Source organism: Citrobacter sp. L55, assembly GCF_002850715.1.
In the GTDB taxonomy this organism is placed as follows: domain Bacteria; phylum Pseudomonadota; class Gammaproteobacteria; order Enterobacterales; family Enterobacteriaceae; genus Citrobacter; species Citrobacter braakii.
In genome coordinates this window covers 61,680-78,947 of the sequence record NZ_KZ559406.1, presented here as the reverse complement: position 1 = coordinate 78,947, position 17,268 = coordinate 61,680, and the positions used below count along the sequence as shown (strand labels likewise).

Genomic DNA, 17,268 nt, shown 5'->3' with positions numbered 1-17,268 from the left:
TTGTGCAAACACTAAATCGTCGCGATTTCCCCGGTGCTCAGTATCCTGAACGCATTATTCAGTTTGGTGAAGGAAACTTCCTGCGCGCCTTTGTTGACTGGCAAGTCGATTTGCTGAACGAACATACCGATCTGAACGCTGGTGTAGTCATTGTTCGTCCCATCGAAAGTACCTTCCCGCCATCGCTGAGTACGCAGGATGGTCTTTATACCACCATCATTCGTGGTTTGAATGAGAAGGGCGAGGCCGTAAGCGATGCCCGTTTGATCCGTTCGGTTAACCGCGAAATCAGCGTCTATAGCGAATACGATGAGTTCCTGAAGCTGGCGCATAATCCAGATATGCGTTTTGTGTTCTCCAACACGACTGAAGCGGGCATCAGCTACCACGCGGGCGATAAGTTTGAGGATGCACCGGCCGTGAGTTATCCGGCTAAACTGACCCGACTGTTGTTCGAACGCTTCAGCCATTTTAATGGCGCGTCGGATAAAGGCTGGATTATCATTCCTTGTGAACTGATTGATTACAATGGTGATGCGCTGCGTGAACTGGTCCTGCGCTATGCTCAGGAGTGGGCGCTGCCGGAGGCATTTATTCAGTGGCTGGATCAGGCCAACGCATTTTGCTCCACGCTGGTGGACCGCATTGTTACCGGTTATCCGCGTGACGAAGTGGAGAAACTGGAAGCTGAGTTGGGCTATCACGATGCCTTCCTCGACACTGCAGAACACTTCTATCTGTTCGTTATTCAGGGACCGAAGTCATTAGCTGCAGAGCTGCGCCTGGATAAATATCCGCTCAATGTCCTGATTGTTGATGACATCAAACCGTACAAAGAACGGAAAGTGGCGATTCTCAACGGCGCACACACCGCACTGGTTCCCGTTGCCTGGCAGGCAGGGCTGGACACCGTGGGCGAGGCGATGAATGACGCAGAGATTTGCGCCTTCGTTGAAAAAGCGATTTATGAAGAGATCATTCCGGTACTGGATTTACCCCGCGATGAGCTGGCGTCTTTCGCCAGCGCGGTGACCGGTCGATTCTGCAATCCGTACATCAAGCATCAGTTGCTGTCTATTGCCCTGAACGGCATGACTAAATTCCGTACCCGTATTTTGCCGCAGCTGCTGGCAGGGCAACAGGCCAGCGGCAAACTGCCGGCGCGCCTGACGTTTGCGCTTGCCGCGCTGATTGCTTTCTATCGTGGAGAGCGTAACGGTGAGGCTTATCCGGTCCAGGATGATGCGCACTGGGTGGCACGTTTTCAACAGCTGTGGTCCCAGCATCATGACCGCCAGATAAGCACCGACGAGTTAGTCAAATCGGTACTGGGCGTTAAAGAACACTGGGAACAGGATCTGACTCAGGTTTCCGGACTCGTGGAGCAGGTTTCAGCCGATCTGGATACCATTCTGGCCAAAGGCATGCGTGAAGCCGTTAAGCCATTGTGCTAAGAAGACAACCCGGCTCAGGCCGGGTTTTTTATAGAACATTCATTAGTTACAACATACTATTGTTTATTAATAACTACACCGTTCTGTAACTCCGGTGCGCGGTGGTTCTGGCAGCGCAAAAGTTGTTTAGTTAATGTTGCGATTAACTTGCAACATTGATCATGATCGCGTCTAATGTGATGGATTTCACATTTTCCCGAAGAAAACCATGATCGTTCGCCCCCAACAACACTGGCTACGCCTGATATTCGTTTGGCATGGGTCAGTATTATCCAAAATCTTTTCACGACTGCTGCTAAACTTCCTGCTCTCCATCGCCGTTATTATCATGCTTCCGTGGTATACGATGCTGGGAATCAAATTCACCCTGGCGCCATTCAGCATTCTCGGCGTGGCGATTGCAATCTTTTTAGGTTTTCGCAATAACGCCTGTTATTCACGTTACGTTGAGGCCCGACACCTGTGGGGGCAGTTGATGATTGCTTCCCGATCGCTACTGCGTGAGGTAAAAACCACCTTACCGGATGACGCCGAATTAGGGCAGTTTGTTCGTCTGCAAATCGCGTTTGCCCACTGTTTACGCATGACTTTACGTCGAAAGCCACAGGCAGAGCCGTTGGCGAAGTACCTCAGCGAGAAAGATCTGCAGACGGTATTTGCCTCACAATCTCCAGCAAACCGCATTTTGTTGTTGATGGGAGAGTGGTTGGCCGTGCGCAGGCGTAATGGTCAACTGTCAGACATATTATTTCATAGTTTAAACAATAGGTTAAACGATATGTCTGCGGTACTGGCTGGTTGTGAGCGGATTGCGAATACGCCGGTCCCGTTTGCTTATACTTTGATCCTTCATCGCACGGTATACCTGTTTTGTATCATGCTGCCATTCGCGTTAGTGGTGGATTTGCACTACATGACACCGTTTATCTCTGTGCTTATTTCCTATACATTTATCTCGCTCGACACGCTTGCAGAAGAGCTTGAAGATCCGTTTGGGACAGAGAACAATGACCTGCCGCTGGATGCGATTTGCAATGCGATCGAAATCGATTTGCTGCAGATGAACGATGAAACAAATGTGCCAGCAAAACACATGCCTGATAAGCATTACCAACTAACTTAGTTACGTTCGTTTTGCCACCAGGCTGGCTGCATATCGGAAAACGAATGAAACTCTGGCGCCAGGTCTTCATCGTTAGGGTCATCAAAAGCCCCGGCTAAAAGTGCAATTACCGGGGCGTCATCAATAGCGCCCACGGAACTGCCGCACTGAGGGCAAAAGGCTCGACAACTCGTTTCTGACGAGCGCCAGGTTGTCGGTTTTCCGGCTTTTCCCGTCCATTCTACATTTTCTGCATCAAACTCAATCCAGACGACGGTCGGTGCGCCCGTATGTTTCCGGCATATATCGCAGGAACAGGTATGGGAATTATTAGGACTGCTGGCCGTGAAGCGGATCGAACCACAAAGACACCCACCAATGTAGACTTTAGACATAACAACTCCCGTCGGAAACACGTGGCAAGACACTAGCAGATGCCTCGCATTGTCACTAGATCCTTATGTTAAAAAGGCGAGGGCGCTCATAGGCGATCCTCTATTCCTGTGATCTATCTGATGATAAATGCTTAATTATTGCGTTGCGCAACAATAAACAATCGGGGAAATGCCAGTAAAATTTTGCCATTTTCCTGCAGTGGATATTGCTCCTGAAGTAGTTCGTGGTAGCGCGCCAGATACTGACATTGCTCGCTTTCTCTCAAATCCTGCAACCAGGGGCGCAGGCCTGTAGAACTTACCCAGTCGATAATTGCTTGATGAGAATCCATAATGTGATAATACGTGGTGCGCCAGATATCCACCTCACAGCCAGTTTCGGTCAAAATATCATAGTAGGCATGTACGCCAGGCAGTGGCGCACGGCCCCGGTCCGGGAAACCCTGTTCATAAGCCACTTCGCGCATCAGAACATGCGTGGGTTCCAGCCAGTTATCCGGCATTTGTACGGCCAGAACGCCGTTGCGACCCAGCAGCGATACCAGGTTCGGCAATAGTTCATAGTGATCGGGTACCCATTGTAAAGACGCATTTGCGTAAAGCAGATCCACAGGATGCTCGGGCTGGAACTGACTGATATCCGCTTCAATAAAATGGCATTGCGGTAATGCGTTGCGCGCTTCATTCAGCATGGCGGGTGAGGAATCAACCCCGGTTATTACAGCCGAAGGCCAGCGCTGATGCAGTAATGCCGTGCTGTTTCCCGGACCACAGCCAAGATCAACAACTGAACGAACACTCTCTAACGCCACTCTGTTGAGTAATTCCGCTGCGGGTCTTGAACGTTCAGTTTCATATTGCAGATAAAGCGAAGGGTTCCAGTCAGCCATGAATGAATCTCCAGTATGAGAGAAAAAGGCAGAAAGGGCCGCATAAGTCCTTGCCGGTGAGCCATTTCATTTAGAAGATTATATGATAATGAAGGATAAGGGCAGAAATATGCCAGGAAGACAGATTGGCATGTCTGTGGTTTGCCTGCGTGAACTACAGTTATCAATTTTGATGTTCAGTGAGTGATGTGGCGCAGGTCGAAAATGGTTAGCGCTGGTAACGGCATTTTAAAAGAGGTTTGGCCATCATTATCGAGCAGCACAAGGATTACTATAAAGCATCAGATTCTACCTTACTCAACTCCAGTGCGCATAATGTATATTATGTTAAATGCAATTTGGTATTTGATGGATGCTTAGTTCATACCCCTTAGCTGACGCCGTTCCATCAAATCCTTACCCTTCCCTTATCTGTTACGGTAAAAAGTTTTCGTCAGATGACCCCGAATGCAGATCCCTCTTTAGCCATTCTCAGTTTGGCGGTTCCGGTTGGTACACAGTGATGAAAAACGATAAGGTCAGAGCTGTTGTCGCCTTCGAGTCAGGAAGCCAGGAAGCGGTTTTTTTCATTCCTGGAAAAGCTCCCCGTGCTAATCCTGACTGAAAACTGCTGGACATGACTGTCTGCCTTGAGCAAAAGCAGACAGTCACTTTGATTTTCTACCGTAAGTTTTTTCTTTTTTTATAATCAATGTATCGGGCTAGATATTTTTGTAACAACTTTATAAGTTAAAGATCTGCCGCAATAACAGATTCCTTTATTTATAATTAGAGGTTTGCAACGTTGTGATAGACTTTTTGAACATCATCGTCATCTTCAAGGGCATCAACGAGTCCTGCAAAGATTTCTAAATCTTCTGGTGAAAGTTCAACTTCTGATTGAGCAATCATTTCTAATTCTGTTGTTGAGAATTCATTAATCCCAGCGGCTTTCAGGGCTGCAATTCCTTTATGAAGGTCTGTAGATTCAGTATAAATAACGATGTTTCCCTCTTCTTCGGTTACATCGCGAACATCTACATCAGCATTAAGCAAAATTTCAAAAATATGGTCAGGATCTGTTCCTGCAAATACAATCACCCCGGTATTGTCAAACATATAGCTGACAGCACCTGCCGCTCCGATATTCCCGCCTTTTTTGTTGAAAATTGAGCGGACATTAGCAATCGTACGGTTAACATTTGACGTCAACGTTTCAGCGATAATCAGTGAACCACTTGGACCAAAGCCTTCATAACGCCCTTGCACGAACGTTTCATCGCTGCCGCCTTTGGCTTTATCAATTGCTTTATCAATAACGTGTTTAGGAACCTGTGCTTGTTTCGCACGTTCAATAACGAATTTTAAAGCTGAGTTTGATTCTGGGTCTGGTTCACCTTGTTTGGCAGCAGCATAGATTTCTACACCGAATTTTGCATATATATTAGACGTTGCACCGTCTTTAGCAGTTTTTTTAGCAACAATATTTGCCCATTTACGTCCCACTGGAATAGTCTCCTCAGAAATTCATTTACATTACACGCAGATTAATAACCTGCAAATTTTTCCGCAATATTATATCATGATATGTAAACTCTCGTCCATGAAAAACAAAATATCCATGTTTTACTAAATGTTACTTTAATTTTATCAATGGTTAACATTATGGATATGTTATTTTCGTTTTTTTAGATCTTTTGTTTTTTTAATTTTAATAGTCGAATGACAGCAATAATACATAAATAAAGAGAAACTGAAGTAACAATCCAGGTATAAATACCTACTTAAGATTAATGAACGCATCTAATCCAGATCTTTTCTTCAGCAATGTCTGGCTGGTGTTTACTTCTTAATCATGAAAGCCCGAGGAACAGATGCCATTGCTGGTCGCCCCGCTTTCTTGTAACCTTCTTCCCGTTGCACTACTGACAAAATCTGGAACCACTGAACTGGACTTCATATGAATGCTCATATTTCTAAAGACCCTTTACATGGCGTAACGCTTGAAATGCAGGTCAATGCACTGGTTGATCGTTATGGTTGGGCTGAGCTGGCGCAAAGCATTAATATCAACTGCTTTAAAAATGAGCCGAGCGTTAAATCCAGTCTGAAGTTTCTGCGCCGCACGCCGTGGGCGCGGGCAGAAGTCGAAGCGCTGTACCTGGATTCACTGCATGATCTGGCCTCAAATAACACCACCGAACCGGCGTTCGATCCCTGGGCTAACAGCCGCAACAAGAAGAATTAAGAGCAAAATCTGATGTCAGCATCCGGTTTTATTTCAGCAAATTATCAGAAAAAACTGGCGAATATTCTCGCCCGTTCCCGAGCCAGGCTGCCGCGAACCAACATGACATGGTTCGCGCTGCTCGTAGGCAGTATGTTGCTACTTGGCAGTTGTTCTTCACAGCCGCCCGGTTCAAAAATCACCCCACTGCCCCCGGTGGGCAAACCACAGCAGACTAAGGAGCCGGTGCGCGGTATCTGGCTGGCAACGGTTTCGCGTCTTGACTGGCCGCCGATTTCATCCGTCAACATCAGCTCGCCTGCTGTTCGTATCAGCCAGCAGCAAAAGGCGCTGACTGACAAGCTGGATAACCTGAAACGTCTTGGTATTAACACCGTTTTTTTCCAGGTGAAGCCCGATGCCACTGCGCTGTGGCAATCTACAATCTTGCCGTGGTCAGATACCCTGACCGGTAAAATTGGTCAGGATCCTGGTTACGATCCGTTACGGTTTATGCTCGATGAAGCGCATAAACGCGGAATCAAAGTCCATGCCTGGTTTAACCCCTACCGCGTGTCCGTTAACACTAAACCTGCAACGGTTACCGAATTAAACAACACGCTGTCACAGACGCCTTCCAGCGTTTATGTCCTGCATCGGGACTGGATCCGTACCTCGGGCGAGCGTTTTGTGTTAGATCCCGGTATTCCCGAAGTGCGTGACTGGATAACCAGCATCGTGGCTGAAGTCGTTGAGAATTACCCGGTTGACGGCGTGCAATTCGATGATTACTTCTATACCGAGTCTCCCGGCTCTGCGCTCAACGACAGCCAGACCTTCAGAAGATACGGCCAGGGATTTGTCTCCAAAGCTGACTGGCGGCGCGATAACACGCAACGCCTGATCGCGCAGGTTTCACGAACTATCAAGAAACTCAAACCTGAAGTTGAATTTGGCGTCAGCCCTGCGGGCGTGTGGCGCAACCGTTCGCACGATCCGGCAGGCTCCGACACGCGCGGCGCGGCAGCCTATGATGAATCGTATGCGGACACCCGCCGCTGGGTGCAACAAGGCTTACTGGACTACATCGCCCCGCAGTTGTATTGGCCTTTTGCCCGCGACGCGGCGCGTTACGATGTGTTGGCAAAATGGTGGGCAGATGTCGTCAAATCAACCAACACCCGCCTGTATATTGGGGTGGCGTTGTACAAAGTCGGTGAGCCGTCGCGAAAAGAACCTGACTGGACGGTCAAAGGCGGTGTGCCGGAGCTGAAAAAACAGCTCGATCTGAACGAATCTGAACCGCACATTAACGGCACAATTTTGTTTCGCGAAGATTACCTTAATCAGCCGCAAACGCAGGAAGCCGTGACCTATATTCGCAGTCGTTGGGGGCGTTAATGGTCGTCCGTATTGGATTTATAACGCAAGAGCGTCCGGTAATACGGACGCTCTTAACCGATCCATCAGGCAACTGAAGGCTCAGGCAATCTGAATGATGAGACCAGCATCGCCAGCTGTTCCGCCTCCTCTTTCAGCGCCTGCGTTCGCGCGGCGGCATCATCTATTAACGAGGCGTTTTGCTGAACGGTGCTGTCCATTTCGGTAACGGCCAGCGTAACTTCGGAAACGCCCTTGCGTTGTTCTTCACCCGCAACGCGTATTTCCCCCATCAACTGACGTACCTGACGTACATTACTGACCAGTTCTCCCAGACGTTCGCCCGCATTGTGAATTTGCTGACTTCCGCTACCTACATGAGAAACGGATTCATCGATCAATGCTTTTATTTCCTGCGCGGCGGTGGCGCTGCGCTGGGCCAGCGTGCGCACTTCGGAGGCCACAACGGCAAACCCTCTCCCGGCATCACCTGCTCTGGCGGCTTCAACCGCGGCATTCAGGGCGAGAATATTGGTCTGGAACGCAATGCTGTCGATAACCGCGACAATTTCCACCATTCTGCCGGATGAGGCACTGACGTTATCCATTGTAGAGATAACACCCTGCATAACATCGCCGCAGCGGTTGGCCGTTTGCGCGGTGCTATCAGAGAGTTCATCCGCCAGTTGTGTATTACTGGCATTTTGATGAACGGTCGCATTTAACTGTTCCATCGCCGCCGAACTCTCTTCCAGCGCAGCGGCCTGTTCAGTCACGCGAGATGAAAGTTCCATATTACTGTCTGCCAGGCTGACAGCGTTATTCGCCACCACTACGCTACTGCTTCTGACAGTGATCAGAATGGCTGAGATTTTATCGACGAACAGGTTAAACGCTTCGGCGATAGCGGAAATCTCATCTTTGCCACGCACATCCAGGCGACGGGTAAGATCGCCTTCTCCCTGCGCAATGTCATCGAGAGCCTGACGGGTATCATCGAGACGCGAAATCAGTCGGCGAACCACCAGCCAGGATCCCACCAGCAACAGGGTCATGATCGGGATCAACACTTCCAGCACGTCCTGCATCATCACTTTGGCAAGGCCGACGATACGCGATTCAGGCGTCGCAAGACCAACAACCCAACCGGTATCCGCCATCGGGAACAGCATCACCCGTGAAGCCGAATTCAGGACGTTATCATTTGCAAGCGTAATCGTTTTCACCCCGTCCGCTGGGCGCAGAGATTTCAGACCGTTTTCCACCGGGATAAGCCATTGCGCGCTTTGCGCCAGATCGTTAATGGTTTTATATTTCGCCAGATCGGCCTGCGGGAAATAGAGGATTTGTCCCTGCTTGTCCACCACAAACGCGTAACCACCGGTGCTGTTTCCCTGCTGCTGCATGAAAGTGGCGACGTTATCCAGGCGAATATCGGTGGTGGCGACACCGGCAAACTTGCCCGCCAGTTGATAAGGTACGCTGCACGTTACCATGTTGACGCCTGAACTGGCGTCCTGGTAGACATCAGACCATAGGCAACTGTTTTGTGAATGCCCTTTAGCATGCTGATACCAGTTTTCATTGTGGTATCCGCTTGACCCTTCGACGTTATAGTCGTTGGAATACACCAGTTTACCTTCAGCATTACGCGCCCAGAAAAAGCTTCTTTTCTCCACACCTGCGGTGAAAGCGTCTGGTTCTGGCCAGATGCCGCCGCCGGTAATAATCGAATCTTTATCTTCACCAATCAGATGCGGAACGACGCTTTGGTAAAGAGATTCATCATTTGGCAGCACCTCAGCCAGTCGTGACAAGCTGACGGTCTCACCTTCAATTCGGGACAATACGGTACTCAACTGGCGGGTTAAACCTTGCCCTGTTTCTTCGATCAGGGCGGTGTTGATTTCAACGACGCGCGGTTGACCACGCCAGAGCATAATCACCACAATAACAAGGGTCGTGACTGCAAGCAGCAGAATGCCGCCGATGGTTAAACGCGTTGAAATACGAGTAGGATACCAGGCCATACAAACTCCTTCTGCAAAAGGCTAACTTTTATCCAGTATCGGCACAGGCGTTTATATCTTTATAAAGTTTTCTTAAGTATCACAAAATAAATAGGTGACATTGTCACAAATAGCAAAACCCAGCACTTTGGCTGGGTTTTAATAATGACTTAATCTTATTTGGATAATTCTTTTTTGATTTCGTCTTTTATTTTGCTTAATTCGCTCTGCGGATGTTTTTTACAAAGTTCAACGGTCAGAGGAACTGCAGTCGTCACGGTTTCGTTATAGTCTACGTAATCGCCACCCTTGAAATCTTCATCTTCATTGAGCACCCAGAAAGCCACCGGGGCCATAGTTTGCGGGTTCAAATCAATAAACTCCTGGCAATTCATGCCTTTTGGAGTCACTTCAGTTTTAGCGTTATCAGTTGCTGCATTGACGCTGACACTGGTTAACAGCGCTGCGACCAGAATACCTGCTGTAGAAAGGGAGAATTTATTCATTGTAGTACTCCATTTATAATATAAATAATATCTACACTTGCGCTTCAAACCGTTAATGTAGTTCGCAAAAAATAATACCCCTAACGTCATAAGAATAAAGATTGCCACCATTGATATGGCTGAAATTTATATTTCACATTACTGATTCTGATGTCTGGGCGTAAAACGTGGCCACAATGTGATCGTTCCGACGAAATCAGCAGATTCATACCCCTCTTCCCCTGTCGCTGCACCAAAACTGAACTACGCTGCACAAATGTTGATCATTAGTTAACGGATATGGGCTGATTTTTAACAAAAATGGTCAGCGTGCCGCTGTTACCAACATGGCACGCGTCCTGCATTGTTAATTTGCTAACAGTGAACCGTACTCTGACAAACAATTAACAGCGAGAAGGTAATGACAGCGAAACCGGAGTTATTTACCCGCATAGAGCAGACCTTTAGCCAACTGACGCCCAGCGAAAAGCGCGTGGCCGGGTGGCTGTTAGCCCATGCTGTGCAGATCCCTTTTGAAACCGCGGATGGTATTGCTAAAGCGACCGGAACCAGCGGCATTACCGTTGGACGCTATCTGCGTAAACTGGGCTTTCGCAATCTGGAAGATGCAAAAGCCAGCCTGCGGGAGCTACCCGTCGTCGCCTATCAACCCTGGGGGATGAACGAGCGGCTGGACTCCTGGCACCAGCAACAAAGCCTGCCAGATCGCGCGCAGCAGTCGCTGTTACTGGAAATCGACGCCATTACCTATGTCTATCAACTCGCGCAAGGCGAAACGTTTTTACGCATAGCGCAGCGGCTGGCGCATGCGGAAGCCGTGTATATCCTTGGGATCCAGTCCACCCGCGGGATCGCTAACGCCTTTTTCAGTCACCTGGAATACCTGCGGCCTAAAGTCAGCTACTCCGAAGGGCTTTCCGGCAGTTGGGTCGAGTCGCTGAATTCAGGATTCACCCAGCCTTACGTGGTGATCACCGATATGCGCGCCTATTCCGCTATCTCGCGACAATATTGCCGCGTTGCCACAGAACGCTGCATTCCGCTGGCGTTAATCACCGATGTGTGGTGCCCGTGGGCCAGAGACTATTCCATTGACTTACTTCAGGTGAAAACTGACACCGGACATTTCTGGGACTCACTGGCTCCGGTGAGCTGTCTGTTCAACTTATTACTCTCTGCGGTGGTGGCACAACTGGGTGACTCCCTCGCAGAACGCCTGCAAACCAATCGCCAGTTACAACAACAATTTGGTCAATTCGAACAATAAACAGGAAACGTGCTATGTCAGAAACCCCAGAACTGGTCGATCTGTCGGTGATATTCCCGTCGCTGCATATCGATCTTAAATACGCTACGGCAGACAACATTACCGGCGCCCCTATCTACCGGGAAGCTCGTTGCCTGTTGCACACCGAGGCGGTCACTGCGCTGGCGAAAAGCATCAGTATTGCGCAACTGGCGGGCCTGAAACTTGTGGTATACGACGCGTATCGCCCGCAGCAGGCGCAGGCGGTGCTGTGGAATGCGTGTCCGGATCCTCAGTATGTTGTCGATGTGGCGATAGGATCCAATCACAGCCGCGGGACGGCCATTGACGTTACGCTAATGGACGATCGTGGCAATCTTCTCGATATGGGCGCGGGCTTTGATGAGATGCACGACCGTTCCCATGCCTGGCACCCTTCTGTTCCTCCGGCTGCGCAGCGCAACCGCCTGCTGCTCAATGCCATTATGTTTGGCGGCGGTTTTGTCGGTATCACCAGCGAGTGGTGGCATTTTGAATTACCTGATGCCGCCCGCTATCCGCTGCTTGACGATCAGATAGATTGTTACACTGTCACACCCATAACAACACAACATTCCCTTTAATTCTGGAGCCTGGTTATGAAGACTACACCTGCGTTAAACGCGTTTTTTCGCCCCGCTCTGATAGCCGTTGCGCTGGCGTTTGCCCTGCCCGCTGCGCAGGCCGCCGTTCCCAAAGATATGCTGGTGATCGGCAAAGCTGCCGATCCGCAGACGCTCGATCCCGCCGTGACCATCGATAACAACGACTGGACGGTCACCTATCCCTCTTATCAGCGGCTGGTTCAGTACAAAACGGATGGCGGTAAAGGTTCCACGGAAGTTGAAGGCGATTTGGCCAGCGGCTGGAAGGCCTCTGACGACCAGAAAGAGTGGACGTTTATCCTGAAAAACGATGCCAAATTCGCCGACGGAACGCCGGTGACGGCTGATGCGGTAAAGCAATCTTTTGAACGCTTGCTCAAAATCGGCCAGGGGCCTGCAGAAGCGTTCCCGAAAGATCTGAAGGTCGAGGCTATCGATAACAATACGGTGAAGTTTACCCTCAGCCAGCCATTTGCGCCGTTCCTGTATACGCTGGCCAATGACGGGGCTTCAATTATTAACCCGGCCGTCTTAAAAGAGCATGCCGCAGACGATGCCCGCGGATTCCTGGCGCAGAACACGGCAGGCTCCGGTCCCTTCATGCTCAAAAGCTGGCAAAAGGGACAGCAGTTGGTGCTGGTTCCTAACCCATATTATGCCGGTGCAAAACCGGCGTTTAAGCGGGTTTCGGTAAAAATCATCGGTGAAAGCGCCTCTCGCCGTCTGCAATTGTCGCGGGGTGATATCGACATTGCCGATGCGCTTCCGGTTGACCAGCTTGCCGCCTTAAAACAGGAAGGCAAAGTTAACGTGGCGGATTATCCCTCGTTGCGCGTGACCTATCTGTATCTGAATAACAGTAAAGCGCCGCTCAATCAGGTGGATTTACGCCGCGCCATCTCGTGGGCCACCGATTATAAAGGCATGGTAAACGGGATCCTGAGCGGCAACGGTAAGCAAATGCGGGGTCCGATCCCTGAAGGCATGTGGGGTTTTGACGACAAGGCCATGCAGTACAGTTTCGATGAAGCCAAAGCGAAAGCGGCGTGGGAGAAAGTTGCCACCAAACCTGACAGCCTGAGCTTCCTGTACTCGGATAATGACCCTAACTGGGAACCTATCGCGCTCGCGACCCAGGCAAGCCTTGGCAAACTGGGCATTAAGGTCAAGCTGGAAAAACTGGCGAACGCCACCATGCGTGACCGCGTGGGCAAAGGAGATTACGACATTGCCATTGGCAACTGGAGCCCAGATTTCGCCGATCCGTACATGTTTATGAACTACTGGTTTGAGTCAGATAAGAAAGGCTTGCCGGGTAACCGTTCGTTCTATGAAAACGGTGAGGTCGATAAGCTACTGCGTAGCGCGCTGGCCACGACCGATCAGGTTGCCAGAACCAATGACTACCAGCAGGCGCAAACTATCGTGATTGATGAAGCCGCCTACGTCTATTTATTCCAGAAAAACTATCAGTTGGCGATGAACAAAGACGTCAAAGGATTTGTATTCAACCCCATGCTGGAACAGGTCTTCAATATCTCCACCATGAGTAAATAAGCCAAGTTAATGCGGAGCCGCTCTGGCTCCGCAAGGGGAACTAATGACGTTCTGGAGCATTTTACGCCAGCGATGCTGGGGACTTATTCTGGTGGTTATCGGTGTTTGCGTAATCACTTTTATTATTTCGCACCTGATACCTGGCGACCCCGCGCGGCTATTGGCGGGCGATCGCGCCAGTGATGAAATTGTCGAAAATATTCGCCAACAGTTGGGGCTGAACCAGCCGCTGTATGTCCAGTTTTTTCGCTATGTCAGCGACATTTTTCACGGCGATTTAGGCACCTCTATTCGCACCGGACGTCCGGTGCTGGATGAGCTGCGCATCTTCTTCCCCGCCACCCTTGAGCTGGCTTTCTGCTCCTTGTTGCTGGCGCTGGTTATCGGTATTCCTTTGGGCATTTTATCTGCGGTCTGGCGCAACCGCTGGCTAGATCACCTCGTTCGTCTGATGGCAATCACCGGTATCTCCACGCCAGCATTCTGGCTGGGGCTGGGGGTGATTGTGCTGTTTTATGGTCATCTGCAAATTTTACCCGGCGGTGGACGTTTAGATGACTGGCTGGATCCGCCAACTCACGTCACCGGGTTCTATCTGATTGATGCACTGCTGGAAGGCAATGGCGAAGTCTTTTTCAATGCGCTTCAGCACCTGATCCTGCCATCACTGACGCTGGCCTTTGTGCACCTGGGGATCGTTGCCCGCCAGATTCGCTCCGCCATGCTGGAGCAACTGAGTGAAGATTACATTCGCACCGCTCGCGCCAGCGGGTTGCCGGGCTGGTACATCGTGCTGTGTTACGCGTTGCCAAATGCGCTTATCCCCTCGATAACCGTTCTCGGCCTGGCATTGGGCGATCTGCTCTACGGTGCGGTGCTGACTGAAACGGTCTTCGCCTGGCCGGGAATGGGCGCCTGGGTGGTGACGTCGATTCAGGCGCTCGACTTCCCGGCGGTAATGGGATTTGCCGTGGTGGTCTCTTTCGCCTATGTGCTGGTTAACCTGGTGGTGGATTTACTCTACTTGTGGATCGATCCACGAATTGGACGCGGAGACGCACAATGATGCTCACACAAGAAACGCCAGCCGCGCCTCAGACAACACGCCGTCGCACGGACTGGGCTAAACTGTTCTGGATGATGAAAAGCAGCCCGCTGACGCTGGTTGGCGGGGTCATCATTGTGTTGATACTGCTGCTGATGGTGCTGTCGCCGTGGATAACCCCTCACGACCCTAATGCCATCAATTTGAGTGCGCGCCTGCTGCCCCCGTCAGCCGCTCACTGGTTTGGTACCGATGAAGTCGGCCGCGATCTGTTCAGCCGCGTTCTGGTGGGTAGCCAACAATCGGTCATTGCGGGTCTGGTCGTGGTGGGTATCGCCGGGGGATTGGGTTCGCTGCTGGGCTGTTTGTCTGGCGTCATGGGCGGACGCGCCGATGCAATTATTATGCGAATAATGGACATTATGCTGTCCATTCCCTCGCTGGTGCTGACGATGGCGCTGGCCGCCGCGTTGGGTCCAAGCCTGTTTAACGCCATGCTGGCGATTGCTATCGTACGTATTCCGTTTTATGTGCGCCTCGCACGCGGTCAAACGTTAGTAGTGCGCCAGTTTACCTATGTGCAGGCGGCGCGGACCTACGGCGCATCACGCTGGCATCTGATTAGCTGGCACATTTTACGTAACTCTCTGCCCCCGCTAATTGTGCAAGCGTCGCTGGATATCGGCAGTGCGATCCTGATGGCCGCCACGCTCGGATTTATCGGTCTGGGCGCACAGCAGCCCAGCGCTGAATGGGGAGCGATGATCGCAATAGGCCGTAACTATGTGCTTGATCAGTGGTGGTATTGCGCTTTCCCCGGTGCCGCCATTCTGATTACCGCCGTGGGCTTTAATCTCTTTGGCGATGGTATTCGCGATCTGCTTGACCCGAAAGCCGGAGGAAAACAGTCATGACACAACCCGTGCTGGAAATCGAAGATTTGCATTTGAGTTTTCCCGGCTATAAAGCTGACGTGCATGCGCTTAACCATGTATCGCTGCATATCAACCGCGGAGAAATCGTTGGCGTGGTTGGTGAGTCCGGTTCCGGTAAGTCCGTGACGGCCATGCTCACCATGCGTCTGCTGCCGGAAGGCAGTTATCATATCCACCAGGGACGCGTTTCGCTGCTGGGGGAAGATGTGCTCAATGCCAGCGAGAAGCAAATGCGCCAATGGCGCGGCGCACGCGTAGCGATGATCTTTCAGGAACCCATGACGGCGCTGAATCCGACCCGACGCATCGGTCAGCAAATGGTGGAGGTTATCCGCCATCATCAGGCGTTAAGCCGCACGGATGCCCGTCAGAAAGCCATCGCTTTACTCCAGGAGATGCAAATCCCGGATGCGGCGGAAGTCATGAAGCGTTTCCCGTTTGAGCTTTCCGGCGGGATGCGCCAGCGCGTAATGATAGCGCTGGCCTTTTCGTGTGAACCGGAGCTTATCATTGCCGATGAACCGACCACCGCTCTGGACGTCACGGTGCAACTGCAGGTGCTGCGTTTGTTGAAGTTAAAAGCGCGAGCCAGCGGGACAGCCGTGTTATTTATCAGCCATGATATGGCAGTGGTTTCACAGTTATGCGACCGGTTGTACGTCATGTATGCCGGAAGCGTGATTGAGAGTGGCCCAACGCAAACCGTTATTCAACGCCCGACGCATCCCTATTCCATTGGTCTGCTGAAATGCGCGCCGGAACACGGCGAGCCGCGCGCATTGCTGCCCGCCATTCCCGGCACCGTGCCGAACTTAACCTGCTTACCGACGGGATGCGCGTTTCGCGAGCGCTGCTTTGCCGCTGGCCCCCGTTGTGAAGAAACACCTGCGTTACGCAGTCAGGGAGGCGGGGATCAACAATCTGCCTGCTGGTATCCGCAACTGGAGACAATACATGTCTGATTTTTTACTGGCGCTGCAGAATGTTCATGTCAACTTCCCTGCGCGTAAAAACTGGCTCGGCAAGGTAACGGAACGGGTGCATGCCCTCAATGGTCTGGATTTACAGATCCGTCAGGGGGAAACGCTGGGGATTGTTGGCGAGTCCGGTTGTGGAAAGAGTACGCTGGCGCAACTGCTGATGGGGATGCTGAAACCCAGTCAGGGCAACTATGCGCGCCGTGGTGACAAGCAGCATACCGGTATGCAAATGGTCTTTCAGGATCCCCTTTCATCGCTGGATCCGCGCTTACCGGTATGGCGGATTATCACCGAACCGGTGTGGATCCAAAAACGTCCTGCAGAACGTGAGCGCCGTATGCTTGCTGAAGATTTGGCGCGACAAGTGGGAATTCGTCCTGAATATCTCGACCGCCTGCCGCATGCGTTTTCCGGTGGACAGCGCCAGCGTATTGCCATCGCCCGGGCGTTGTCATCAGAGCCGGACGTGATTGTGCTTGATGAACCTACTTCGGCGCTGGATATCTCCGTGCAGGCGCAAATTCTCAATCTGCTGGTGTCATTGCAGGCTCGCAGGAACCTGACCTACGTGCTGATCTCGCACAACGTGTCGGTGGTTCGCCATATGAGCGACCGCGTGGCGGTGATGTACCTCGGGCAAATTGTTGAGCTGGGTGATGCGCAGCAGGTTCTCACGCAGCCCGCCCATCCCTACACGCGATTATTGCTGGATTCGGTCCCTAAAACGGGAGCACCGCTGGCGGAGGATTTGGTGTTACGGAAAACCGAACTACCGGGGAACCGAACGCTGCCCCAGGGTTGTTTTTTCCGTGACAGGTGCCCACTGGCAACCAGCGGCTGTGAGAAGAAACAGGCATTGCTGAAAAGTGATAGCGGTGGTGAAGTTCGCTGCTGGCGGGCGGTTGCATGAGCTGAACGG

16 protein-coding genes are annotated in these 17,268 nt (G+C 51.2%); 11 read left to right on the top strand and 5 right to left on the bottom strand.

Features of this window, described 5'->3' with window-relative positions; genetic code table 11:
• The first annotated feature begins 2 nt into the window (after positions 1–2).
• Together B9P82_RS16960 and B9P82_RS16955 are read left to right on the top strand one after the other, a co-directional pair.
• Entirely contained in the window at positions 3–1,454 is a 1,452-nt protein-coding gene (locus tag B9P82_RS16960; protein ID WP_046276380.1) for a tagaturonate reductase, read from the top strand.
• Between the two features lie 208 nt (positions 1,455–1,662).
• Positions 1,663–2,577 carry a bestrophin family protein gene (locus B9P82_RS16955; protein ID WP_016153081.1) on the top strand — a complete coding sequence of 305 codons (915 nt, stop codon included), beginning with the start codon at positions 1,663–1,665 and terminating at the stop codon, positions 2,575–2,577.
• On the opposite strand, the gene B9P82_RS16950 is transcribed toward B9P82_RS16955, so the two are convergent.
• From B9P82_RS16950 to B9P82_RS16935, 3 genes are all read right to left on the bottom strand, one after another.
• Positions 2,574–2,951: a GFA family protein gene (locus tag B9P82_RS16950; RefSeq protein ID WP_016153082.1), complete on the bottom strand. Its 378-nt coding sequence runs from the start codon at positions 2,949–2,951 to the stop codon at positions 2,574–2,576. The two genes, B9P82_RS16955 and B9P82_RS16950, sit on opposite strands and share 4 nt — an antisense overlap.
• A 131-nt stretch (positions 2,952–3,082) precedes the next feature.
• Positions 3,083–3,841 carry a trans-aconitate 2-methyltransferase gene (tam, locus tag B9P82_RS16945; protein ID WP_016153083.1) on the bottom strand — a complete coding sequence of 253 codons (759 nt, stop codon included), beginning with the start codon at positions 3,839–3,841 and terminating at the stop codon, positions 3,083–3,085.
• Positions 3,842–4,609: 768 nt separating this feature from the next.
• A complete protein-coding gene (locus B9P82_RS16935; RefSeq protein WP_046276377.1) occupies positions 4,610–5,326 on the bottom strand; it encodes a YebC/PmpR family DNA-binding transcriptional regulator in 717 nt (238 codons plus the stop codon).
• A gap of 454 nt (positions 5,327–5,780) precedes the next feature.
• Between B9P82_RS16935 and B9P82_RS16930 the strand changes: the two genes are divergently transcribed.
• A complete protein-coding gene (locus B9P82_RS16930; RefSeq protein ID WP_101700665.1) occupies positions 5,781–6,068 on the top strand; it encodes a VF530 family protein in 288 nt (95 codons plus the stop codon).
• A gap of 12 nt (positions 6,069–6,080) precedes the next feature.
• A complete protein-coding gene (locus B9P82_RS16925) occupies positions 6,081–7,448 on the top strand; it encodes a glycoside hydrolase family 10-like protein (protein WP_101700664.1) in 1,368 nt (455 codons plus the stop codon).
• A gap of 65 nt (positions 7,449–7,513) precedes the next feature.
• Here B9P82_RS16925 and B9P82_RS16920 read toward each other — a convergent pair whose 3' ends face one another.
• A complete protein-coding gene (locus B9P82_RS16920; protein WP_101700663.1) occupies positions 7,514–9,457 on the bottom strand; it encodes a methyl-accepting chemotaxis protein in 1,944 nt (647 codons plus the stop codon).
• A 155-nt stretch (positions 9,458–9,612) separates the two neighbouring features.
• Positions 9,613–9,942, bottom strand: coding sequence for an acid-activated periplasmic chaperone HdeB (hdeB, locus tag B9P82_RS16915; RefSeq protein ID WP_003019999.1), 330 nt, complete (start codon positions 9,940–9,942; stop codon positions 9,613–9,615).
• 400 nt (positions 9,943–10,342) lie between these two features.
• On the opposite strand from hdeB, the gene B9P82_RS16910 reads away from it, so the two are divergent.
• From B9P82_RS16910 to B9P82_RS16880, 7 genes are read left to right on the top strand one after another with little or no spacing between them, the layout of a single operon-like run.
• Positions 10,343–11,209, top strand: coding sequence for a MurR/RpiR family transcriptional regulator (locus B9P82_RS16910; protein WP_016156533.1), 867 nt, complete (start codon positions 10,343–10,345; stop codon positions 11,207–11,209).
• Between the two features lie 14 nt (positions 11,210–11,223).
• Positions 11,224–11,811 carry a D-alanyl-D-alanine dipeptidase gene (gene ddpX, locus B9P82_RS16905; RefSeq protein WP_016156534.1) on the top strand — a complete coding sequence of 196 codons (588 nt, stop codon included), beginning with the start codon at positions 11,224–11,226 and terminating at the stop codon, positions 11,809–11,811.
• Positions 11,812–11,826: 15 nt separating this feature from the next.
• A complete protein-coding gene (locus B9P82_RS16900) occupies positions 11,827–13,389 on the top strand; it encodes an ABC transporter substrate-binding protein (RefSeq protein WP_016153090.1) in 1,563 nt (520 codons plus the stop codon).
• A 43-nt stretch (positions 13,390–13,432) separates the two neighbouring features.
• Positions 13,433–14,455, top strand: coding sequence for an ABC transporter permease (locus B9P82_RS16895; protein ID WP_016153091.1), 1,023 nt, complete (start codon positions 13,433–13,435; stop codon positions 14,453–14,455).
• A complete protein-coding gene (gene ddpC, locus B9P82_RS16890) occupies positions 14,452–15,348 on the top strand; it encodes a D,D-dipeptide ABC transporter permease (protein ID WP_101700662.1) in 897 nt (298 codons plus the stop codon). The genes B9P82_RS16895 and ddpC overlap by 4 nt, the downstream gene beginning before the upstream one ends.
• Entirely contained in the window at positions 15,345–16,331 is a 987-nt protein-coding gene (locus B9P82_RS16885) for an ABC transporter ATP-binding protein (RefSeq protein ID WP_101700661.1), read from the top strand. Before ddpC ends, B9P82_RS16885 begins: the two co-directional genes overlap by 4 nt.
• Positions 16,324–17,259 carry an ABC transporter ATP-binding protein gene (locus B9P82_RS16880; RefSeq protein ID WP_016156538.1) on the top strand — a complete coding sequence of 312 codons (936 nt, stop codon included), beginning with the start codon at positions 16,324–16,326 and terminating at the stop codon, positions 17,257–17,259. Before B9P82_RS16885 ends, B9P82_RS16880 begins: the two co-directional genes overlap by 8 nt.
• Positions 17,260–17,268: the final 9 nt, after the last annotated feature.